Raw genomic sequence first — 22258 nt, 5'->3', positions numbered from 1 at the left:
ATTTGGTCGAAATATCTATATTACATTTTGGGCGCACGCGATGCGCCCCTACCATTGGCGCAATAATATTATTGTAGGGGCGAATTGCATTCGCCCTCTTTTAATAACTTTTACTGCTCACCTATATGTGAGAGAAAGTCAGAGAAAGGATTGAGAGTAAGACAAGTTTTAATTAATTCCTCCACTCCCAGGACTGGATAAATAGGGACTCTTAACTGATTAATAACAGTTTCTAGGGTGATATCATCTAAAAATACCGCTTCCCCATGCTTAAGCATGAGAGAAGGTAATAAAACCCCATCCCCAAGATTTTTACCTTGTAATCCTTTGAGAATATCTTGCCCGGTTAATAAACCCGTAACCGTGATTTCCTGTCCCCAATAATCACTATTTAAAGCCACTAATTCCACGGTTAAACCCTGCACCTTATTTAACTGTTTAACTAGGGGTTGAAAAGCTTGTTCTACCGCATTGCCCACTACCCATATTAACCGTCTAGAGGGAGTAATTTGAGCAGGCAATAACTTCTTGGCTGTCTTCTGAAAATCCCTAATAAATTGACGAATCGAGCCAACCCCGTTACCGATTTGGGGATAATCTTCGTAGTGAGATTGAGGGGGTAAATCGACTCGGGCAATTAAAAACCATTCATCGGCTAACCACAGCACATTACTGCCAAATTCTTGACGAAATTTTTTCTGTAAAGTTTGGACTTGTTCAATAACTTCTCGCGCTTTTTCTTGACTAACGGGAATTAATTCATCTTCTTGGGGACGAAAGCGGGTTAATCCCACGGGAACTACGGCAATCGACTCCACACAGGGAATATCTCCCCGATGAAAAGAAACCAGATCTAACAGGGTTCTTTCGAGATGAATTCCATCATTAATATTGGGACAAACTACCACTTGTGCATGAATTTGTAATTGTCTCGCTTGTAGCCACTTTAAATGGTCTAAAATTTGACCAGCGCGGTGATTTTTTAAGAGACGAATTCTCAGATCGGGTTCCGTGGCATGAACGGACACAAAAAGCGGTGAGATTCGCATCTTTTCGATCCGCTGCCATTCTTTTGAGGTGAGATTAGTTAAGGTTAAATAACTGCCATAGAGAAAACTTAAGCGATAGTCATCATCTTTATAGTATAAAGTTTCTCTTTTGCCCTCTGGTTGTTGATCGATAAAGCAAAAAGGACATTTGTTATTACACTGAATTAAGCCATCAAAAAGGGCAGTTTCAAACTCTAAACCTAAGTCTTCATGATAATCTTTTTCGATTTTTACTTGGTGAGTTTTGCCCTGACTATCAAGCACTTCTAGGGTTAAAAATTCATCGGCACATAAAAATTGATAATCGATTAAATCCCGGGGACGATTACCATTAATAGAGACGAGCGCATCCCCGATTTCAAAACCTACCTCGGCGGCGATCGAATCTGGGATGACACCACTAATTTTAGCTGGACGAATAGTTAATTCACTCATGTTTGGGCTCTCTTATTCTTTGTGTGATAAGTTTAACTTATATAGTAGTGATCGATCTCTGTGTCCTTTGTGTCTCTGTGGTTCGTTCCACTCACTTGCCCGCAAGACTATATCTTAGAATACATTTTACCCACCAAACCGGGGAGAGCCATGTTTTTAGGTTGCCATCCAATTATTTAACTGCATTTCCCAGAGAGTCGATTTTCCCCTCAATCCTTGTCAGAACAGCTTCTAGGGAATAAGTGACGGTTTCGTTAGCCATTTTCTGTCTCCTTTAGCTCTTCTGGATTCACCATCGTGATCTCAATATCAGTATCGCTGATTTTTGCCTGCAAGTTTCAATCTCTAATAGGGGTTAAGATTAATGGGAACGCTGTAGGGTTGATTCATGAATCAACCCTACAAAGTATTAATCTCTAATAGGGATTAATACTAAATCCGTTGAGTAACGCACAGAAAACGGGTTTCTCGGAGAAACCCGTTTTCTACTCATGCACTCATGCAAAAAGGGGAATAAATAATCAATTTTTAATAACCGGATTTAGTATAACAGGAAAAAACCCCATCTTTCTTCAAGATAGGGTCAGGTAAAAATCAAATCAATCTAAACAGTAACAGGTTCTCGATCGAGGGGTTTAACGCGCTCGAGCAGTGCTTGCAATTGTTCCCCTTCAATCACCTCTTTACTGAGGATTTCTTGGGCAATTTCTTCGAGTAAATCGCGATTTTGAGCCAGGATATCCAGGGCCTGCTGATGACCATTTTCGACAATCTCTTTCACTTCATTGTCGATCGCTTTGGCCGTGTCATCGCTCACCAAGCGCCGAGGATTCATCATACCATCTCCCAGAAAACTATTCTGTTGACCTTTTTCGTAGGCTAGAGGACCCAAGGTCTTACTCATACCATAGGTCGTCACCATGCGTTCGGCCAAATCCGTCGCCCGCTGCAGGTCATTAGCCGCCCCAGTAGTAATACTACCAAAGACAATTTCTTCGGCGGCCCGACCGCCTAAAAGAGTAGCAATTTGGTCGCGTAATTCCGTATCATCCATAAGGAAACGGTCTTCCGTGGGCATTTGCAGGGTATAACCGAGGGCTGCCATGCCGCGAGGCACGATCGAAATCTTAGCAACTTTACCACCCCCCGGCATAACTGCACCGACGAGAGCGTGACCAACTTCGTGATAAGCGACGATTTTCTTCTCTTTTTCCGAGAGAACCCGGCTTTTCTTCTCTAAACCCGCCACTACCCGCTCGATTGCCTCATTAAAGTCCTCTTGGGCGACGGTGCTGCGTTGATTGCGGGCTGCCAATAAAGCGGCCTCATTGACTAGATTAGCTAAGTCAGCACCGGCAAAACCGGGGGTACGGGTAGCAATCTGTTTTAAATCCACACCCGATCCTAATTTTACCTTACCTGCGTAGATTTCGAGGATTTTTAAGCGTCCAGCCAGATCGGGGCGATCAACTAACACTTGACGATCAAAACGGCCGGGGCGTAAAAGGGCGGTATCAAGAGTTTCGGGGCGGTTAGTGGCGGCCAGCACGATCACCGTCGCATCACCAGCGTTAAAACCGTCCATTTCCGTCAATAATTGGTTTAAAGTCTGTTCCCGCTCATCGTTACCCCCCATAAAATTACCGTTAGCGCGAGATTTACCAATCGCGTCTAATTCATCGATAAAAATAATACAGGGGGCTTTTTTCTTGGCCTGTTCAAACAGATCTCGCACTCGGGCCGCACCCGCACCGACAAAGAGTTCCACGAATTCCGAACCTGAGATACTAAAGAAAGGAACTCCCGCTTCTCCCGCGACTGCTTTTGCCAGCAGGGTTTTTCCTGTCCCCGGCGGACCAACTAGGAGGACACCCTTGGGAATCCGCGCCCCGATTTGAATGTAACGTTGGGGATATTTGAGAAATTCGACGATTTCGGCTAATTCGGTTTTCGCTTCTTCCACACCGGCCACATCTTCAAAAGTGGTTTTGGTGGTGTCTCCTTCCACATAGACTTTAGCGCGACTTTTGGTAATCGAGAGAGCCCCGGCTGGACCACCGCCACCGCTGCGAGCGAGGAAAAATTGCCAAATACCAACAAAAATCAGGGGAGGAATCACCCAACTGAGAACACTACCAATCCAGCCATTTTTTGGCGGTGGTGCGGCGGCGAATTCTACGCCCTTAGCTTCCAGACGTTTGGGCAATTCTAGGTCAAAAATCGGTGTAGTGCTGAAAATTCGTCCGTAGTTGCCCTCTTGGTCGTTTTTAAGCTGATAACGAATCTCATTCTGTCCCACGGATACCCTAGCGACGTTGCCATCTTCCACTTGGTCGATAAAAAGACTATAGGGAACTTTGGGGACGCTAGGGCCAAATAATTGCGGAAAAAGGAGGTTAACAATCAGAAATAAGCCGCCTACGGCTAATAAAACATTACCGATCAGGCGGGATTGTGAAGGAGGTTTGCTTTTTATACTCATTGCTGGGCCTGATTCATTAAAATTATTCTCTATCCTCTCCTCATTGTAGGCTGTTGACTGCTCAAGTTCAGATTAAATCAGGCAGGGGGATTACCGTCGTCTTCGGGCGGTTTTTGCTCTAGTAAAGCCTCTAGACGGGTTTGGGCAAGCTCAAAATCCGGCGCAATCCCTAAAGCTTTTTGATAACAGGCGATCGCTGCTTGGGTTTCGCCCAAATTTTCTAGGGTACTGCCGCGATTGTACCAAGCTTGATAAAAATTATCGTCCGCTTCTAGCACCTGTTGCCAACATTCTAAGGCTTCTTGCCAACGTTGCAGTCCGTATAGGGCGCTGCCTCTAGCGTTAATGACTTGGTGATCGTTGGGGGTGATTTCTAGGGCGCGATCATAACTATTTAATGCTTCTTCGTAGTTACCAATCATGGCTAAGGCACTACCCCGATTATGCCAGGCCGAGGCTAATTGGGGGTCGATCTTTAAGGCCTGTTCCCAATCGGCGATCGCATTTGACCAATTGCCTAAATTTGCCTGTTCTAAGCCCTGATTAAACCAATCTTCGGCAGTTTCAGGGTTTTTACCTTCCTGGGAGGAAAATTGAGCGATCAGACTATCAATAATGCTTTCCGCGTCCTTATTTTCGATGCCCAATTGTTCGGCCATTTGGCCCGCTAGGGTAGAATCGTTTTGCAGACGGTCAAATAATTCATCGAGGGTGAGGGTTTCTAATTGGGGATTTTCTGGGTCATTACCGTTAAAATCGCTAGTTTCACTGGAATATAAGAGATTTTCTGGGGGTTGCGGCAGGGAATAACTGCCCGGGGCCTCATCTTCCCCGGCGTATTCCCAGATTAAAGTGGCAGTTTCTTTGCTGTAGAGTTGATAACCGATCTCGTAGGAAGCTTCACCAATACGTTCAATCCCGGGGAAAGCGCGAGCTAATTCTCCCAAACGGATCATTCTGGTGGCGAGAATTTGGTTAAGGGAAGCGGAGGATTGCAGACGGGTGCCAAAGAGCTCTAACCATTCTACCCAATCTTTTTGCCGACCTCGATCGCCCAATTTCTCAAAAAATCTCAGAATTCTGCCTTCGTGCCAACCGTGGGCCACCCCATCGAGTAACTCCATATAGAGAAACTCGTAATCTGTATCGGTTAGGGGAACAGATTCGATCGCTTGTACTTTCCCCTTTCCCCCTTGTCCCCCCAAAAGTCGGGTAAAAAAGTTTTCGATCGCACGCCAAAGTTTTCTTAAAAGTCCCTGCATTCTAATCTCGACACTGGTTTTATTAATCTTGCAAGCATCACCCAATTAGTCTAGCAGTTATCAGTTATCGGGGATTGACTCTCCCCCGCTAACCGCTCGCGCGGTGTCGGTGTAGCGGGGGATTCTCGGTTCTTAGGCTTTTAACTAGATCGACCGAGTTTAACCCAGTCGATCCCCGTCAAATCGCCTCCGCGAGAGTTTTCTAACACGGTCAGTCCGACCGCGTTTTTTCCTCGGTTCTCAATTACCTTCGCTGATGCCGTATCTCTCGGTTCAATGTGGCCGCAAGAATCACACCGGTGAACTCTTTCCGATAACGCTTTTTTACCAGTAATTGCGCCACAATTCGGACACTCTTGCGAGGTTCCGTTTTTATCAACCTTAAGATAATATTTTCCCCGTTTCCAAGCGACAAACGGTAATATCTCGTTAATAAAACTACCGATACCTGAATCCAGAGATTGTTTTCTAACGATCCCTCTAGACCAGGAAACGAAGCTAATATCTTCAACAAAGATATTATCAGCGAGATCGCAAAGGTAATGAGCTAACTTAAAATGCCAATCTCTACGAGTATTAGACACTTTTTCGTGTAATCTCGCTATCTTATCTTGGAGTTTCAACCAATTGTTCGAGCCTTTGACTTGATGTTTCAAGCGTCTTTGTAGCAATTTAAGCTTACTCTGTACTTTCAACAAAAATCGAGGGGCTTTGATTAAATCTCCCCGTGAAGTAGCGACAAAACTCTCAATTCCCGCGTCAATTCCTAAACAGGTCTTCCCTACTGTCATATCGGGAACTAATTCCGTAGATTGGAAGGAAACCGAAACGTAAAATCCCGACGCTTTTTGGATAATTCGAGCTTGTTTAGGCTCAAACCCAGACGGGTACTTTCTGGATTTCCTAATCCGAATTTTTCCCAATTGTGGAAAATTTAAGTATTCGTCACCTAAGAAGTTTTTTGACAGCGTGGGAAAAATAAAACTTCGCATCTTTTTCTTGAATCTAGGAAAGCCGAAGCCTTTCGATTTTATATGGTCAAACGTTTTATCTACAGTTTTTAAGACTTGCTGTAAGACTTGAGCGTTAACCGTCTTTAATATCGGATAGATTTTTTTAGCTTCCGTTAGATTTTTAGCTTGAACGAAGTAATTTGAATAGGGGTCATCCGCAGGAATTATGTACTCAGAAACTAGCGAACAGCGATCCGCAAGACACTTTCGAGAGTTTAACCAATCTTTCCGTTCCGAGAGCGCGTAATTATAAACGCTCTTACAAACATCAAGAATGTGGACAATCTCTCGTTCCTGTTTATTGTTTACCTCTAGTTTGTACTGGTAGGTAAGCGTTATCACTGTCGTTAGCTTCGTGATGTGATGTATAGTTAAATTGTAACACTTACTGCCTAGTATATCAACTAATTACAATCATGGACCAAACTAATCGCTAACCTTAAAACAGTTAGTAGTCGCTTAATTAGACAAGAATTTCCGGATTTGGCGGCAAAGTATTTCGACAACAAACCCTATTTTTGGGCGGGAGCTTATTTCGTGGCTAGTTGTGGCGACGTTACTGTCGAACAACTAAAAAAATACGTCGAGAACCAAAACTCCCCAAAAGTGGAAAGGCTACTGCGTTAGTTTCATTCTGGTCGCGATTCATCTCCCGTTAACCGCTACGCAGTTTAACGGGAGTCCTCTCGCGACCTTGAGATAGGGGTGAGGGGTGGGGCAGATTTTTCAGGGATCAGTAAACAGTAATCAGTGAAAATACTCCTCACTTAATACCGCTTACCGATCACCGATAACTTAATTATTGGCCATTACCCAATTAACTAGAGTGCGGACGGGAAAACCGGTGGCCCCGGAATTATTAACGCCATTTTCTTTGTCGGACCAGACTGGTCCTGCGATATCTAGGTGGAGCCAGGGAGTATTATTAATGAATTGCTTCAAAAACAAAGCCGCTGTAATGGAACCGCCGGGGCGCGGGCCGGTGTTTTTCATATCGGCAATTGGAGACTTCAGACCCTCGAAATATTTTTCTTCTAGAGGCATTGGCCAGAATTTTTCGCCGGCTAATTTAGCGGCCTCTTGGAGTTGAGCAGCGAGACTCTCATCGCTACTCCATAAACCGGCGATATCGTCCCCCAAAGCGATGACACAGGCCCCAGTTAAAGTGGCTAGATCCACGATCGCATCCACCTCTAATTTTTCCGCAAAAACCAAGCCATCGGCCAGGGTTAATCGTCCCTCGGCATCGGTGTTATTGACTTCAATAGTTTTGCCGTTAGAAGCGGTTAAAATGTCCCCGGGGTGCATAGCGCGACCACTAATCATATTTTCCGTAGCTGGACAGATAAAGTGTACTTCCACTTCTGGCCGTAATTGGGCGATCGCCTTGGCCGCGCCTAGGGTGGCGGCACCACCCCCCATGTCCATTTTCATGGTTTCGATGCCACTGCCGGCCCCTTTAATATTCAAACCGCCGGAATCAAAGGTTAAACTTTTGCCAACGATTGCTAGTTTACGTTTCGGGGTTCCTTGGGGTTTATAGATTAAATGAATGAATTTCGGGGGAATATCCGAGGCTTTGGCTACTCCTAGGAAGGATCCCATACCCAAGCTTTCGCATTCTTCCTGTTCCAGAATATTAAGACTTAATCCGTATTCGGTGGCAATTTGCTCGGCGGTTTCTGCCATGGTTAGGGGGGTGACGGTGTTCGCGGGAGCATTGACTAATTCTCTGGCCAGAATCACCCCAGAACAGATCTGCTCGGCCTTGGCGATCGCAGATGCTTGCTCTCCTAAACCCAATAACTCGACGGTTTCTAATTTGGCTCCTTTTTCCTCTTTAGTGGACTTGAAGCGGGTATCCTGATGATTGGCCAGTAGTAGTCCTTCCGTGATTGCTCCGGCGGTGGCGGACTGATCCCCAACTACCGGTAAACTGATGGCCAGAGCTTGGCTTTTTTGTTGTTTGGCCAGACGAGCGATGGCGGCGGCCGCTAGACGCAGGGTTTGCAGGTCGAAATCGGCAGTTTTTCCCAATCCCACCAGGATTAATTTGCGAATCGGACCCCCACCACCTAGACGAGTGGCCGCACTGCTGCCTAATTTTCCCTCGAATTCTGTCTCGGAGATGAGTTCCCCTAGGGTTCCCCCCAGTTTATCGTTCAATTCTGCCAATTCTCCTGCAATCTCTACGGCTCCTTCTGGTAAACCTAGGGCTAAAGTATCTCCTGTCCAAGTAAGGAGCGAGGTGTCAGTCGATCGAATATCCATTCTTTATCTCGATAATTCTTTGCAAAATGCTTCTATTAATCACTATACTGTAAGCTCTATCAGTGGCTGTCTTATTCTTTGTGTGATAAGTTTAACTTATATAGTAGTGATCGATCTCTGTGTCCTTTGTGTCTGGAGTGGTTCGTTCCACTCACTCGCCTATAAGACTGTATCTTAACTTCAGTTCGGGATAAGGGAATTTTGCCATAGCTTCCACGAAAGAATACGAGTTTCAGGCTACGGTAGCATCAGGGTTTTAGCTTATCCCGAACTGAGGTTACCTACTTAGGGTTTGCGGCAAAAAGTTTTTCGTGGGGGCAGGGTGTGGGGTGTAGGGTGTAGGGTTTAGGGTTTTAGCGATTTTCAGGGGGTCAATTACCTAATTTTCAGGGAAAAAGTGCCTAAACTTCCCCCCGCTCACCCCAATGTCTGGCACTTTTTGATGGGAAAAAAGTCTAAAATTCTTATCCAACAAGGTTTTTAGATTTATTCAGCAAGCCCTACTTAACTGGTAACTGGTAACTGGTAACTGATAACTGGTAACTGGTAACTGGTAACTGATAACTGAATCAATGCGTTATCGACGATTTGGCCGTACTAATTGGCAATTTTCGCTGTTTTCTCTGGGGACAATGCGCTGTTTGTCCTCAGAGTCGGTGTTTGCCGCAACACTCGATCGCGCCCTAGAATTGGGGATTAATCACCTAGAAACGGCCAGAGGTTACGGTAATAGCGAAGTTTTTCTCGGTCGCTACCTGCAGCGTCAAGGGGTGCGGGAGCGGGTTTATCTGACCACGAAATTGGTCCCCACTCCCGATCGCCAAACTATGGAACAAGCGATCGCCGAATCCCTAGAACGATTACAATTAAATCACCTCGATTGTCTAGCAATTCACGGTATTAACACCCGCGAGCATTTAAACTGGATTAAAGACCCGCAAGGCTGCATGAAAGCCGTTTTTATGGCCCAAGAGGCTGGAAAAATCGGTCATATTGGCTTTTCTACCCATGCACCCCTAGAAATTATTCTGGAGACGATCAATACAGATTTCTTCGCTTTTGTCAATATCCATTACTATTTTTTTTGGCAAAGACAGCAACCGGCGATCGCTTTAGCCAGAGCAAAGGACATGGGTGTGTTTATTATTTCCCCTGCTGATAAGGGAGGTAGTCTCCACAGACCTCCGAAGAAACTAGAGGAATTATGCGCCCCTTTTTCACCCCTAGAGCTAAATTATCGCTTTTTATTGAGCGATCCGCGCATTACTACCCTCAGCGTCGGGGCAGCGATACCAGAGGAATTAGAGGCAATTATTAACGTATGCGAAGAAGATCAGCCCCTAGATGCGGCAGAAATTGCCGTTTTTAAGCGTTTAGAGACACATTTAACCGATAAATTGGCCACAGATCTATGTAGCCAATGTTATCAATGTTTACCCTGTCCTGAAAATATTAATATCCCCGAAGTGTTGAGACTGCGGAATCTGGCAGTAGCTTACGAAATGACCGATTTTGGCCAGTATCGCTATCGAATGCTAGAAAATGCAGGTCATTGGTTCCCCGGACGCAAGGCCAATAATTGTACTGAATGTGGTGATTGTTTACCTCGCTGCCCGGAAAAATTGCCGATTCCCCGACTGCTATTTGATACACACGAACTACTTAAAGGACCAGCGCAACGGAGATTGTGGTCATCTTAGGACGAAACCTAGAAAAATTTTTTTTGGGGATCGTCAAAGTGTAAAAACTATCTTAAGATTAACAGGTAAGAGAATTAACTTTCTTGAATTTAAAGAGACAAAAAACAAGAAATAGATTAAGGAGTAAAGGATATGGCACTCGTCCCCATGCGGTTATTGTTGGATCACGCGGCTGAGAACGGATATGGCATCCCCGCTTTTAACGTAAATAATATGGAGCAGATCCAAGCGATCATGCAAGCGGCGGCAGCCACCGACAGCCCCGTTATCCTACAAGCTTCTCGCGGTGCGCGCAAATATGCAGGGGAAAACTTCCTGCGTCACTTGATCACCGCCGCGGTGGAAACCTATCCTCATATCCCCATCGTGATGCACCAAGATCACGGTAATGAACCCGCCACCTGCTACTCGGCGATCCGTAACGGTTTCACCAGCGTCATGATGGATGGTTCCTTAGAAGCGGATGCTAAAACTCCCGCCACCTACGAGTACAACGTTAACGTTACTGCTGAAGTAGTAAAAGTTGCTCACTCGATCGGTGCTAGTGTGGAAGGGGAACTCGGTTGTTTAGGTTCCTTAGAAACCGGTAAAGGAGAAGCAGAAGACGGTCACGGTTTTGAGGGAGAATTAGATCACTCGATGCTGTTAACCGATCCCGATGAAGCGGTGGATTTCGTCGAAAGAACCCAAGTAGATGCTTTAGCAGTAGCCATTGGTACTAGCCACGGCGCTTACAAATTTACCCGCAAACCCACCGGCGAAATTCTCGCTATTAGCCGTATTGAAGAAATTCATAACCGCTTACCAAATACTCACTTGGTTATGCACGGTTCTTCCTCGGTTCCCGAAGATCTCCTCGAATTAATCAACCAATTCGGTGGCGCTATCCCTGAAACCTACGGTGTTCCCGTGGAAGAAATCCAAAAAGGCATCAAGAGTGGTGTGCGTAAAATCAATATCGACACCGACTGCCGTTTAGCAATTACTGCCGCAGTTCGGGAAGCGCTATTCAGCAACCCGAAAGAGTTTGATCCCCGTTCCTTCCTGAAACCCTCGATCACCTATATGCAGAAAGTTTGTGCTGATCGCTATCAACAATTTGGTACCGCCGGTAACGCCAGCAAAATCAAACAAATGTCCCTCGATGACTACGCAGCCAAATATGCTAAAGGGCAATTAACCCAAGTCAGCAAAAAAGTTGTGGCTGTCTAGTGGCTGAACAATTAAGCGATCGCTTAATGGCACCAATTTAGCAGGATTTTTTGGGGTAGTTAACCATAACTACCCTCTTTTTTATCAGGAACGATCGATCTTTGTGTCCTTTGTGTCTCTGTGGTTCGCTCTACGCGCTCGGCCACAGGACTGTATCTTAGAATACATTTTATCCACCAAACCCGGGAGAGCCGAATCGATTTCAGAGAAAAGACTATACTGAAAATAATCAGCAGATCAGCACTGGATTTATAAGAGAAGCAAGATGAGAAAAAAATCGTTGTGGGCGGGATTATTGGTGGGATTTTGGTTTTGTCTGACTTGGATGGCATGGACACCCACAGCAGCCGCCTTTAGCGAAGAACAAAAATTAATACTGCAATCTTGGCGATTAGTCAACCAATCCTATTATGATGACACCTTTAATCATCAAAACTGGTGGCAGGTGCGGGAACAATTCATCAAAAAACCCCTCAACGATCGGACGGCGGCCTATAATGCGATCGAACAGATGTTAGCCACTCTCGATGAACCTTTTACCCGTCTCTTGCGACCGGATCAATACCATAACCTACAAATTAGCACCACGGGGGAATTATCGGGGGTAGGACTGCAAATTAATATCAATCCTGACAATGGTTACTTAGAAGTAGTTGCCCCCCTTGCAGGTTCTCCTGCTGAGGCCGCTGGTTTGACTAGCCACGATCGCATTTTGTTTATTGATGGCATCGATACCACTACTTTAACCCTCGATGCAGCAGCAGCCAAAATGCGCGGGACCGCCGGAACAGAAGTTTCCTTAGTCATTCTTCCCGATCAAAAAAGTCAACCAAAAACCCTATCTTTAACCCGTCAACGCATTTCTTTAAGTCCAGTGGTAGCGGTTTTAGATAAAAATTCTAGTTCCTTGCCCATCGGTTATGTGCGTTTAAATCAATTTAGTGCTAACGCTGCCAAAGAAGTCTCGGAAGCGGTGACGAACTTACAAAAACAAGGAGCCAAGGGTTATATTTTAGATTTAAGAAATAACCCCGGTGGTTTACTGCAAGCGGGCATAGAAATCGCTCGGATGTGGATTAATCAGGGAACGATCGTTTATACGGTTAATCGCGAGGGAATTGCCGATAGTTTTGCCGCTTCTGGCAATGCTTTAACCGACTCGCCTTTAGTCGTTTTAGTCAATCAGGGAACCGCCAGCGCCAGCGAGATTTTAGCCGGAGCATTACAGGATAATCAACGGGGGGTTTTAGTGGGAGAAAAGACTTTCGGTAAGGGATTAATTCAGTCCCTATTCGAGTTACCCGATGGGGCAGGATTAGCGATTACCGTGGCGAAATATGAAACTCCCGCTCACCATGATATTCATAAGTTAGGAATTATGCCCGATCAAGTGGTGGCACAGGAACCGATCACCTATGAGGAAATCGGCACCGAAAAAGATAGTCAATACCAAACGGCAATTCAGTTTTTAAACCAGAAGACCGTTTTAGCCAAAGCTTCCTAAGTGGGGTTTTCAGTTATCAGTTATCAGTTACCAGTTATCAGATGCGAGTTTTCAGGATTCTTCGTTACTTGGTCTGCTTCGATCGGGTGGCATAAATCGACTAAATCCTTATCTGGCAAGAGACTTAATTGATTAGTTCGTTAGAGAGGGAAAATAATTGACCAAGATCCCATCAATGTCTTTCTATATAAGGGTTTCATCCCTTATAACCCCCTCCATTGCCTAACACAAACAAAAAGAACCGTTTTCAGTTCACTGTTCACTGTTTACTGTTTACTGATCACTGGACGGCTACGCCGTGCCTTTGGCAACACTGAAAAAACTTCCCACACCCCACACCGGACGGCATAGATCGAACAAATTAGCCATTTTTTCCATCAATATCTAAATTAAGATGAAAACCTGTTTGATTTGGAGAGAATGCTAACATCGATTAGAATTTTCCCAGTCCGGGTTTTTCAGCCTTGCAACCTTAACTCATCCTTGATTTTACTGCCATGCAGAGATATATTCGATCGCCCCTAGCCCTAACCCTGAGCATCAGCCTCTTAGCTAATTTTTTAACCGCTTGTAATAATGCCCAAACCCCCGATAACACTGCCTCTAGTCCCACCACCACTACCCCCGGTGATCAAGGCTTAAAATTAGGGGCTTTACTGCCCATTACTGGAGATTTAGCCGCTATTGGTCAAAATATGCCCGAAGCGTCTGCCCTAGCGGTAGAGACTATCAATGCCTGTGGTGGAGTCAATGGCAAACCCGTCACCCTCGTGAAAGAAGATGACCAAACCGATCCCGCCGCCGGTGCTTCAGCGATGACGAAACTAGCGGAGGTGGATAAAGTAGCCGGTGTGATCGGTTCCTTTGCCAGTAGCGTCTCAGGAGCAGCCGTCGATGTGGCGGTGAGAAAGAAAGTTATGTTAGTCTCTCCGGGTAGCACCAGTCCTGTATTTACTGACAGGGCGAAAAAAGGCGATTTTAAAGGTTTTTGGGCGCGGACGGCTCCCCCGGACACCTACCAAGCTCAAGCTTTAGCGGCCCTAGCTAAGAAAAAGGGTTTTCAAAATGTGGCCACCGTCGTGATCAATAACGATTATGGAGTCGGATTTGAACGGGAATTCGTGAGCGCTTTCGATAAATTAGGTGGCACGATCACTAATAAGCAAAATCCCGTCCGTTATGACCCGAAAGCTGCCACTCTCGATAGTGAAGCGGCGGCTGCCTTCGCTAACCAACCGGATGCTGTAGCGGCAGTCCTTTACGCTGAAACGGGCAGTTTATTGCTACAAGCGGCCTATAAACAGGGATTGACCAAAGGAGTTACCGTCCTCCTCACCGATGGGGTTTATTCGGAAGATTTCACCAAACAGGTGGGGAAAGGAACTGATGGTAAGTCAATTATTGCTGGGGCCCTAGGCACTGTCCCCGGGGCCGACGGTCAAGCTTTAAGCGCTTTTACTACTCTCTGGAAAGAAAAAACTGGCAAGGATGTCACCGCTTTTGTTCCCCATACTTGGGATGCGGCGATTTTATTGATGTTAGCAGCCGAGGCGGCTAAATCTAACACCGGGGAAGGGATTCAAAGCAAGATTCGTGAGGTGGCTAACGGACCTGGGACGGAAGTAACCGATGCTTGTCAAGCCATGGAAATGATTCGCAAAGGCGAAGATATTAACTATCAGGGGGCCAGTGGCAATGTGGATATCGATGAAAATGGCGATGTGGTCGGTAGTTACGATGTCTGGACTGTTAATGATGACGGCACTCTCAAGGTTATCGATCAGGTGACACCCAATCAGTAATCAGTAATCAGTGATCAGTAATCAGGAATCAGGAGATTGCTTGTATTTATTTTCCCTGCTCCCCTCTCCCCCTCAACACCCACGAAGTCTGTTGACAGCAGCACACTTTGTGCTTTTTGTCAAAAAAACTTTTTTTTTGCAACAAAACTACACAAAAAAAAGATCATCGTCGTGGGTGAAATTGACTAATTTACCCGTCTTAATTGGGATCACCTTCTAGCTGTGGCAAGGGTTTCAAGCGTTGCTGTCCAAAAAAGCACAGAACTGCCCACTATGAAATTCAGTAAAATCGCTGTAACCATGATAACATCGTTGTTAAATAAAAATCTTTCTCAATTAATTTTTAAGAATTTGTAAATATTGCGGAATGTTAATTTAAATATTCTCAAGTTTTTGGCATCAATCAATAATTTTTACTTATCTTTGACCAATATCGGGTTAGGAGTCAGAAGTCAGGAGATAGGAGATTATTTTTATTTATTCTTCCCACACCCCACTTCATAATTCCCAATCCATCACTGATGACTGAAAACCGAGACAGTTTTCTGAGGACTTTTTTTATTAGTGGGAACTGGATCGGGGTCATTTTCTTCCCTGGCCACCCGGATTAAGAGGGCGGCTAAAAAGAGACTGGCTAAACTGGAACTGCCGCCATAGCTAAAGAGAGGGAAAGGTAGGCCCGTAGTGGGTAAAGAACCAGTGGCCACACCGATATTTAACAGAGATTGACCGATTAAAATTACCATCGCCCCGATCGCCACTAATTTTTTGATGCGATGACGACATTTAACCGCCACGATCAGGGCGAGAGTAGCGTAGAGAAATAGCATGATTAACAGTAAAATACCGCCAATAAAACCAAATTCCTCGCCAAAGACAGCGAAAATAAAATCCGTATCTGGGAAGGGTAGATAAAATAATTTTTGTTGGGATAAACCGTAACCGCTGCCAGTGGTTCCGCCAGAACCGATCGCCAGTAAACTCTGCACTAATTGATAACCATCACCCCGGGGATCCTGCCAGGGGTCTAGGAAAGATAAAATCCGTTTTCTCTGGTATTCGCGGAAAGTAACACTGACCACGGCCATAGTTAAACCCAGTAAAGCGGTGCTGGTCATGTAGGATAAAGGCAGACCGGAGGCAAGAGCGATCAGCCAGAGAGTTATACCACACAGAGCAGTGGTACTCAAGTTAGGTTGTAAGAGGATGCCGGCTAGAATTAGTCCAAAAATAGCGATCCAAGTTAACCGTTGATTGACATTTAAACGCTGCCATCCACCGAAAACCGCCGCTCCTTGCAGGACGAGAAACGGTTTCATAAATTCCGACGGTTGCAAGAGAATCGGCCCGATTTTAATCCAACGGGTGGCACCATTGATATTAGCTCCCAAACCGGGGATGAGAGTGATCAAAATTAATCCTAAAACTAATAAAATCATCCAGGGGGCGATTTTGAGGAGTTTCTCGATCGGCAATCGCACCAGGAAATTAAAGCCAATTAAGCCAACCCAAAGCCAGATTAATTGGCGGATAAAATAGTATAGTCCGTTATCAAAGCGACTGTCAGCCAGAGCGTAGGAAGCAGAAAAAAGCACGACTAACCCGACTAACAGCCACAAAAAAGTCATCCAGCGCAATAATCGCGCTTCGGCTGACCAGTTTTTCACATCGGGGTCAAAAATAGGGATAATATATTGCCACACGGAGATTTTTCGCAAAGAAGTATCTTGCACAGATTAACCAAAAGGACTAGGCTCGATCGCAGTTTGTTCCACTATCCGACGGCGACATGACCGATTAAACCCGCGTTTTCACCGTGCCATTCTAGGGTATCACCGATCGCCTGACCGTCGTGATAGGCAGCCAAGAGAATTTCCGCCGTTTTCCCCCAAACAATATTACCCTGACGATCAAGGGAAATCATGCCCAGATCCCGACCATTAGTTTGGGATTCGTGCATCGATTTCTCCACGGCAGCGGCGAGGGAAAAACCATCGGTGACGCGAATGACCACCTTAGCGGCTAAACACTCATCGATAATATCTTCCCCGACCCCTGTACAACTTACTCCGGCCCATGGATTCGCATAATTGCCGGCCGGCATGGCACTGTCACTAACGCGACCGATTCTTTCTAATCCCTTACCTCCGGTAGAAGTTCCGGCGGCGATGTCTCCTTGCTGATCAAGGGCCACCACCCCGATAGTTCCCCGTTGTGCTGACGAATCGGCGAATAAACGGGCCATTTTGCGATTAAAGTTCGTCTTTCTTTCTTCCATCCATTCTTGAATCCGATAATCGGTTAGGGGATCATAGAGGGGAATTTGTAATTCTCGGGCCAGATCTGCAGCCCCAATTTCCGAGAGAATGCGATCCTCTTGACTTTGGAGAAAGTGGGCCAGGCTAATGGGATTCTGTACCCGCGAGACGTTAATGACACCGCTTAAACGCTGGTGACGACCATCCATCAAGGCTGCACTCATTCGCACCTGACCGTCCGATTGCACCACCGAACCGGTCCCAGCATTAAATCGCGGTTCATCCTCCAGTAACATACATCCTTTTGTCACCGCTTCCACAGCACTAGCACCATTGTCAAGGAGGTTGTAAATATTCTTAACAATCCCCCGGAGAGAATCGCGCACTGATTCTAAACCACCTTTATCCTCTAGGGAACTCGCTCCCCCATGAATAATTAACTTCGCATTTACTCTGGTCATCGAAAAATTGAGTCCGAAACCCCGTCTCTTGAGGACGGCTTTGCCATTAAATAGTAGCGCATTTACACCATATATCTTGACTTCCCCTTTAACAAAAGGGCATAAACTGTAATGTAAGCTGCCCGCGGATTTAAATTGCTTAACAGCTTATCAAATATTTTTTCGATATTTTTATTTGAATTAGAGAAGACAAGAAGGGACAACCCAAAAGAAAACCCAACCACCGCCATGAGGAGATTGGGTTTTCCGGTTATCACATTGATTTTAAGGAGCTAAAGCGTTACCGCGCAGGAGAGAACCGATAGTTTTAGCAGTAATCTTCATCTGTACGAGAGGATTAGCGGGAACAACGGTTTTATAGAGATAACTGTCAAAAGTCATCTTCTGTACATCCTTATCGGAACACATTTCCACAAAAGCTTCCCGGGTGGCATCGGTACGGTAGAAAACCCGTTGCAGGATATCTAATACCAGATAGGTCATACCGTATTTCTTGTCCCAACGCTTGAGGTAGAGTTTTAACTCGTCCTCTGTGGGAATACGTTGGCCGCCGTTGGTGACTTCGACAATGGTTTCGGCACACATCCGCGCCGATTTAGCGGCGAAATAGATGCCTTCTCCCGAAGACTTGGTAACTGTTCCCGCAGCATCTCCCACCAGTGCCACGCGACCAACTACACGACGAGGACGGGGATGTTCAGGGATGGGGTGGGCCTCCACGCGGATGATTTCGCCTCCTTCCAGACGATGGGCCGCGCGAGCGCGAATACCAGCTTGTAGGTCTTTAATCATGGCTTTATTGACCTTCATTGTGCCAGTACCGACGGCGACGTGATCGTATTTGGGGAATACCCAAGCGTAGAAGTCGGGGGATACGTCTTTCCCTACATACATTTCGGCCAGATCTTCGTAGTAGGCCATTTTATCTTGGGGGAGACGGATGCGTTCTTGGAAAGCGATCGCATAGTTGTAATCCCCGGCATCAATAGCTTTGGCAATGCGAGAATTAGCACCGTCGGCGCCGATAACCATATCCACCTTCAGAGATTTCATTTCCCCTTGGGAATTGCCGTGGGAGTGATCGGCGTAGTGTAGGGTATAGGGATCGGTGCTATTGGTGGGAATGTCGAGACCGTAAACGGTTCCGTTGATTAAATGCGCTCCTAATTTATGGGCGCGTTCTCTCATAAAACCGTCGAGGACTTCCCGACGACACATTCCGATATATTCGTCTTGATTATCGAGATTAATATCGACTTCGACGTTCGAGGGGGAGATCATTTTCATTTTTCTCACCCGGCGATCAATAATTTCAGGAGGTAGGTCAAATTCGCTCACCATACAGAGAGGAATCGCTCCACCACAGGGTTTAGCATTATCTAATTTGCGTTCAAATAAATAGGTTTCAATGCCTGCTTTAGCTAATGTTTCTGCCGCCGAAGAACCGGCCGGCCCTGAACCCACAACAGCGACTCTTAACACTCAGGTTTTCTCCTACATACTTACGAGCGAGTACGCTTTGCAGTGTACCACAGGGGTTTAGCCGAAAGGAACGATATCCTCCGATTCTGCCCGATCTTGCAACAGTGCTTAACATCCTCTGTTACAAAAGTTTATTTTACTGCCCGTAGATGTTTTTTTTATCGATGTGTTGTATTGTGTTACACCCCTCTCCCAAACTGGGAAAAGGGGATAGGTGCGAGGATTCTTAACCTCTTGCTTTCAACCAATCAGTAATAGCGGGGGGTAAATCCCGTTGCACTTTGCCACTGACATACATTCCGATATGTCCGACCGGGAAAGCACAAGCGGTATAGTCAGAAGTACCGATATAATTCCCTAAAGCGAGGGAAGAAGCGGGAGGGACAAGGTGATCTTTATCCGCATAAAGATTGAGAATTGGCATGGTCAGATTGTGTAAATCTACCCGTTTATCTCCTAACATCACTTCCCCTTTAATCAGTTTATTTTGCTGATAGAAATCCTTGAGAAACTGTCGATAGGATTCTCCCGCTTGGTCAGGACTATCAAAAATCCATTTTTCCATACGCAGAAAATTAACTAATTTTGATTCGTCTTCCATGATGTCAGGAAAATCGAGGTATTTCTGATAACCTAACTGCAAAGGTTTCAATTCCAGAAACTCTAAGTTGAGAAAATCTCCCGGAATATTGCCCATGGTATCTACCATTAAATCGATGTCTAATGCTTCGGCTCCCAAGGAACACCCCCCGCGCATATTTAAGAGGGTCTCGGTTTGATAAAAGTCCACCGGTGTCACCATTGTCACCAGATTTTTTACCTTATCGGGATAGAGGGAACTATAGCATAAACTAAAGGTTCCCCCCTGACAGATTCCTAGCAGATTAATTTTGTCGAGATGGTGACTTTGACGAATAAAATCGACGCAATTATCCACATAACCATTGATATAATCATCAAGGGTTAACCAGCGATCGCTTCTGGTGGGATATCCCCAATCAATTAAGTAGATATCTAAGCCTAATTTCAGCAGATTTGCTACTAAAGAACGCCCTTCCTGTAAATCTACCATGTAGGGACGATTGACCAAAGCATAAACCATCAGCAAGGGAATCTCGAAGGGTTTTTCGACCACGGGTTTAAAGTGGTAGAGAATGATTTTATCTTCCCGATAAACTGCTTCTTTTTCCGAGACTCCACACTCAATATCTTCTTCTTTAACTCGTTTGAGATTGTCTAAACCTTTGAGATTTTTCTGAGTTAATTCTAGATAATCTTGGGTAAAATCTTCCAGTTTTACTTGCGTCAAAAATGGCCACATAATTTAATTCTCCTAGAAAAGTGTGGAAGTGGGGATTTTTCAGTGAGCAGTGAACAGTAAACAGTAATCAGTGAAAAGAAAGTTCCGAAGTTTTCACCTAACACTATATACTGAAAACTGCAATCCGATAACTGATAACTGATAACTGATTGTCAAGCACAATTAACTAATTGTTACTTTCTGTTTCTTTTTTTTCTCCTAAAGCTTTTTTGAGACTTTTTACCTCTTTGCGTAATTCATAGATAGTCCGATGAATTTCATCGACTTCGCTGCGGGTAGGCAGATTCATTGAGCGCAGGTAAATTTCCATTAAATCCTGCTGTTTGAGGCGATAATCATTGAGGGAATTAATAAATTTTCCCCGTACTTTTAGGTTTTCTGGTTGACAAAAAGCCTTTTCAAAAATATCATCAGCGACGACACTCCACACATCTTGAAATTCTCGCCAATCCTTGACAGGTTGACCTTTTTCTGCTAAGAAAACTAATTTTTTAGTTAAAGCTTCAAAGGATTTAACTTGAATATCAGCCAGTACAATTTGATAGTTAATACTAGCTTGATAAAGAACGCGCCAAGTTTCAAAACTATCGAGTAATTTGCGGTTAAATTCTCGTGGCAATCCCAATAAAGGCATCTGTAACCATTGGCCAAAAGTCTCATCATAAAACTTCTGCCAATAGATATTATTGAGTTCGATCAAGGAAGAAGTGTTACCTAACCAAGCTTTGGTTATTGTGTCATTTGACAGGACGAAAGGATCGAACCATAAATGATTGAGACTTTGTAATTGTTGCAGGTAAATTGTCCATAGTTGACTGACATCTTGACTACTTTGGGAAGTGGTAGTAGTAAAACTATTCAGTTGACCGCGCATCTGTTGGGTATAATTATCTAAAATTGTTTGCCAGTCTTCTCCTGTTTGCATTTTCGGGAAGATACTTTCCCAAGCTTCCATCGATAATTTTAGGAATTTGATCAATAAATCCCGATTATCAAAATAGCGCTGGGTTGCCTGTTGTAATTCTGGTTTAATATTGCCCATAGGAGTCGGTATCGCTCCCATCATATCAAACCAACTTGACCACATTTTTGCCCCGGTTTCTGTCCAAAGATTGACGTAATCGGTGGCCATCTCACTCCAAGCTTGTGTCGGTTTATCCATTATTTTTGCCCTTTTCCTTTAACGCTGATTTCGCTAGTTTACTAACCCACCCTACACCCGATAACTGATAACTGATAACTGATAACTTACCCACTGATAACTGATAACTTACCCACTGATAACTGATTAGGTGTGATGGGCCCCATTAACTCTGAGGACTTCTCCAGAGACATAACTGCTGGCAACAGGAGAGAGTAAATAGGCAGTTGCCCAGGCGATATCTGCGGGTTCACCGAAGCGACGACAGGGAATTTCGGCGGTGATTTTATCGCGAACTTTATCGGGAATCGCTAAAGTCATTTCCGTGTTAATAAACCCCGGTGCGATCGCATTGGCGCGAATATTATAACGGGCAGCTTCTCGCGCTAAGGATTTGACTAAACCGATAACTGCCGCTTTTGTAGCCGCGTAATTAGTTTGGCCGGCATTACCGCGATCACCGGAAATAGAACTAATACAAACGATCGATCCCGCTTGTCGTTCGTACATTCCCTCAATAAACGGCTTAATCGTGTGATTAACCCCTTTTAGGTTGACATTAATCACTAAATCCCAATCTAGCGGCGTTAATTTAGGGAAAAAGTTATCTCTGGTAATCCCCGCGTTAGCGACGATACCGTAAACCGGTCCCAATTCCGCTTCAATTTGTTGAGCTGCCGCTTCCATAGATTCCAACTTAGTCACGTCGGCGACAATGCCTAAACCCTGGGGATTATCGGCGACTAAATCCGTGTAGGCCACCTTGGCCCCCAAATCTATCAAAAGAGAGACAATAGCCGCCCCAATGCCTCGATTTCCGCCCGTAACGACGATAACTTTCTCCTCTAGTCCGAGAGATACCATA

15 protein-coding genes and 1 pseudogene are annotated in these 22258 nt (G+C 45.1%); 5 read left to right on the top strand and 11 right to left on the bottom strand.

Going from position 1 to position 22258, the window contains the following annotated elements; translation table 11 throughout:
• Window positions 1-110: 110 nt before the first annotated feature.
• The 4 genes from PN470_RS03610 to PN470_RS03595 form a co-directional block, all read right to left on the bottom strand.
• Entirely contained in the window at window positions 111-1484 is a 1374-nt protein-coding gene (locus tag PN470_RS03610; RefSeq protein ID WP_271934850.1) for a TIGR03279 family radical SAM protein, read from the bottom strand.
• A 604-nt stretch (window positions 1485-2088) separates the two neighbouring features.
• On the bottom strand, window positions 2089-3966 hold the full coding sequence (gene ftsH4 / locus PN470_RS03605; RefSeq protein ID WP_272103684.1) for an ATP-dependent zinc metalloprotease FtsH4: 1878 nt from the start codon (window positions 3964-3966) through the stop codon (window positions 2089-2091).
• Between the two features lie 77 nt (window positions 3967-4043).
• Window positions 4044-5228, bottom strand: a complete 1185-nt coding sequence (locus PN470_RS03600) for a tetratricopeptide repeat protein (protein WP_271934846.1) — start codon at window positions 5226-5228, stop codon at window positions 4044-4046.
• A 140-nt stretch (window positions 5229-5368) separates the two neighbouring features.
• A complete protein-coding gene (locus PN470_RS03595; protein ID WP_271934845.1) occupies window positions 5369-6583 on the bottom strand; it encodes an RNA-guided endonuclease InsQ/TnpB family protein in 1215 nt (404 codons plus the stop codon).
• 78 nt (window positions 6584-6661) lie between these two features.
• On the opposite strand from PN470_RS03595, the pseudogene PN470_RS03590 reads away from it, so the two are divergent.
• A pseudogene (locus PN470_RS03590) lies at window positions 6662-6868 on the top strand (IS200/IS605 family transposase); the annotation flags it as partial.
• A 168-nt stretch (window positions 6869-7036) separates the two neighbouring features.
• Here PN470_RS03590 and PN470_RS03585 read toward each other — a convergent pair.
• A complete protein-coding gene (locus PN470_RS03585; RefSeq protein ID WP_272103682.1) occupies window positions 7037-8512 on the bottom strand; it encodes a leucyl aminopeptidase in 1476 nt (491 codons plus the stop codon).
• Window positions 8513-9084: 572 nt separating this feature from the next.
• Here PN470_RS03585 and PN470_RS03580 point away from each other — a divergent pair.
• From PN470_RS03580 to PN470_RS03565, 4 genes are all read left to right on the top strand, one after another.
• Window positions 9085-10212 carry an aldo/keto reductase gene (locus PN470_RS03580; RefSeq protein ID WP_271936869.1) on the top strand — a complete coding sequence of 376 codons (1128 nt, stop codon included), beginning with the start codon at window positions 9085-9087 and terminating at the stop codon, window positions 10210-10212.
• 132 nt (window positions 10213-10344) lie between these two features.
• Window positions 10345-11424 carry a class II fructose-bisphosphate aldolase gene (gene fba / locus PN470_RS03575; RefSeq protein WP_002751568.1) on the top strand — a complete coding sequence of 360 codons (1080 nt, stop codon included), beginning with the start codon at window positions 10345-10347 and terminating at the stop codon, window positions 11422-11424.
• 265 nt (window positions 11425-11689) lie between these two features.
• The gene (ctpA, locus tag PN470_RS03570; protein WP_272103680.1) at window positions 11690-12928 is read left to right on the top strand and encodes a carboxyl-terminal processing protease CtpA; all 1239 of its coding nucleotides are present in this window, start codon (window positions 11690-11692) and stop codon (window positions 12926-12928) included.
• A gap of 497 nt (window positions 12929-13425) precedes the next feature.
• Window positions 13426-14730 (top strand): ABC transporter substrate-binding protein, encoded by a 1305-nt coding sequence (locus PN470_RS03565; protein ID WP_103112663.1) that lies wholly within the window; start codon window positions 13426-13428, stop codon window positions 14728-14730.
• A gap of 515 nt (window positions 14731-15245) precedes the next feature.
• On the opposite strand, the gene PN470_RS03560 is transcribed toward PN470_RS03565, so the two are convergent.
• From PN470_RS03560 to phaB, 6 genes are all read right to left on the bottom strand, one after another.
• On the bottom strand, window positions 15246-16433 hold the full coding sequence (locus tag PN470_RS03560) for an FtsW/RodA/SpoVE family cell cycle protein (RefSeq protein ID WP_271938916.1): 1188 nt from the start codon (window positions 16431-16433) through the stop codon (window positions 15246-15248).
• A gap of 71 nt (window positions 16434-16504) precedes the next feature.
• Window positions 16505-17449 carry an isoaspartyl peptidase/L-asparaginase gene (locus PN470_RS03555; RefSeq protein WP_002790968.1) on the bottom strand — a complete coding sequence of 315 codons (945 nt, stop codon included), beginning with the start codon at window positions 17447-17449 and terminating at the stop codon, window positions 16505-16507.
• Window positions 17450-17713: 264 nt separating this feature from the next.
• A complete protein-coding gene (gene chlP / locus PN470_RS03550) occupies window positions 17714-18931 on the bottom strand; it encodes a geranylgeranyl reductase (RefSeq protein WP_002773238.1) in 1218 nt (405 codons plus the stop codon).
• 226 nt (window positions 18932-19157) lie between these two features.
• The gene (locus PN470_RS03545) at window positions 19158-20252 is read right to left on the bottom strand and encodes a class III poly(R)-hydroxyalkanoic acid synthase subunit PhaC (RefSeq protein WP_272103677.1); all 1095 of its coding nucleotides are present in this window, start codon (window positions 20250-20252) and stop codon (window positions 19158-19160) included.
• A 166-nt stretch (window positions 20253-20418) separates the two neighbouring features.
• The gene (gene phaE, locus PN470_RS03540) at window positions 20419-21414 is read right to left on the bottom strand and encodes a class III poly(R)-hydroxyalkanoic acid synthase subunit PhaE (protein WP_271938881.1); all 996 of its coding nucleotides are present in this window, start codon (window positions 21412-21414) and stop codon (window positions 20419-20421) included.
• A gap of 126 nt (window positions 21415-21540) precedes the next feature.
• Entirely contained in the window at window positions 21541-22257 is a 717-nt protein-coding gene (phaB, locus tag PN470_RS03535; protein WP_002751543.1) for an acetoacetyl-CoA reductase PhaB, read from the bottom strand.
• Window position 22258: the final 1 nt, after the last annotated feature.

It is taken from the genome of Microcystis sp. CS-574 (assembly GCF_028329095.1).
Classification (GTDB): Bacteria; Cyanobacteriota; Cyanobacteriia; order Cyanobacteriales; family Microcystaceae; genus Microcystis; species Microcystis ichthyoblabe_A.
This window is presented reverse-complemented; position numbering and strand designations above follow the sequence as displayed.

Bases quoted from the DNA above. Each gene is read 5' to 3' on its own strand.
- PN470_RS03610 (WP_271934850.1), bottom strand. From the start codon at position 1,484: ATGAGTGAATTAACTATTCGTCCAGCTAAAATTAGTGGTGTCATCCCA.
- phaB (WP_002751543.1), bottom strand. From the start codon at position 22,257: ATGGTATCTCTCGGACTAGAGGAGAAAGTTATCGTCGTTACGGGCGGA.
- ftsH4 (WP_272103684.1), bottom strand. From the start codon at position 3,966: ATGAGTATAAAAAGCAAACCTCCTTCACAATCCCGCCTGATCGGTAAT.
- ctpA (WP_272103680.1), top strand. From the start codon at position 11,690: ATGAGAAAAAAATCGTTGTGGGCGGGATTATTGGTGGGATTTTGGTTT.
- PN470_RS03600 (WP_271934846.1), bottom strand. From the start codon at position 5,228: ATGCAGGGACTTTTAAGAAAACTTTGGCGTGCGATCGAAAACTTTTTT.
- PN470_RS03555 (WP_002790968.1), bottom strand. From the start codon at position 17,449: ATGACCAGAGTAAATGCGAAGTTAATTATTCATGGGGGAGCGAGTTCC.
- phaE (WP_271938881.1), bottom strand. From the start codon at position 21,414: ATGGATAAACCGACACAAGCTTGGAGTGAGATGGCCACCGATTACGTC.
- PN470_RS03580 (WP_271936869.1), top strand. From the start codon at position 9,085: ATGCGTTATCGACGATTTGGCCGTACTAATTGGCAATTTTCGCTGTTT.
- PN470_RS03585 (WP_272103682.1), bottom strand. From the start codon at position 8,512: ATGGATATTCGATCGACTGACACCTCGCTCCTTACTTGGACAGGAGAT.
- PN470_RS03545 (WP_272103677.1), bottom strand. From the start codon at position 20,252: ATGTGGCCATTTTTGACGCAAGTAAAACTGGAAGATTTTACCCAAGAT.
- PN470_RS03565 (WP_103112663.1), top strand. From the start codon at position 13,426: ATGCAGAGATATATTCGATCGCCCCTAGCCCTAACCCTGAGCATCAGC.
- fba (WP_002751568.1), top strand. From the start codon at position 10,345: ATGGCACTCGTCCCCATGCGGTTATTGTTGGATCACGCGGCTGAGAAC.